The sequence below is a fragment of the Mycobacterium sp. 1165178.9 genome, from assembly GCF_001673555.1.
In the GTDB taxonomy this organism is placed as follows: Bacteria; Actinomycetota; Actinomycetes; order Mycobacteriales; family Mycobacteriaceae; genus Mycobacterium.
Genome location: NZ_LZMB01000267.1, coordinates 1 through 852, shown reverse-complemented (window position 1 = coordinate 852; position 852 = coordinate 1). Strand labels below are relative to the sequence as shown.

Genomic DNA, 852 nt, shown 5'->3' with positions numbered 1-852 from the left:
ACTTTTCGGTGTGGGAGATCTGGGCTGCGTTGCTCGGCGGGGGACGGGTGGTGGTGGTGCCCGAAGAGGTCACCGGCAACCCCGCGGGCGCGGACTGCGCCAAATGCGCCAAATTGGCATGGCTGATGGCCACCCCCTTGGGCACCCCGGTGGTGCCCGAGGTGTAAATCAGATACGCGAGATCCTCCGGGGCCGGCACTGGCAACGGCGTACTCGGTTGGTGACCCACCGCCGGGTCATCGACCTCGATGACCACCCCGCCGAACCCGTCGAGCCGGCAGCGCAACTCGGGCGTCGTGAGGACCGCGATCGGGGCGGCGTCGTCGAGCATGAACCCCAGGCGCGCCGCCGGTGCGGCCGCGTCGATCGGCAGATAGGCCGCCCCGGTCTTGAGCACCGCCACCATCGCGGTGATCGCCTCCGCCGAGCGCGACACCAACAACCCCACACACTCACCGGGACCGGCCCCCCGCCCGGCCAACAGGTGCGCCAACCGAGTAGACGCCTCATCGAGCTCGCCGTAGGTCATCGAGTGGCCCTCGAACCTCACCGCCAGCGCCCGCGGGTCACGCTCGACTTGCGCGGCAAACAACACCGGCACCGACACCGCCGAGCTCATGGGCCGAGCCAGCACCGCCTGGTTACCCAGCACCGCCACCGCGGCCCGCTCGGGCTCATCGAGCACCTCAATCGAGGACAGCCGCTGGGCGGGGTCGGTCGTCAGCGCCGCCAGCACCCGCCCCAACCGGGCGATCAGCACCTCGATACTGGACGGGTCGAACACATCGGTGCGAAATTCCACCCTTCCACCGATCCCGGCGGGCTCCCCGTCCTCGGTGAAGCGTTCGGCCA

Annotated in this window: 1 protein-coding gene; it reads right to left on the bottom strand. The window is 70.0% G+C overall.

All coding sequences use genetic code 11. The features are described from left to right. On the bottom strand, positions 1-852 hold an 852-nt coding region (locus A5652_RS11810; RefSeq protein WP_156745289.1), incomplete at both ends, for an AMP-binding protein.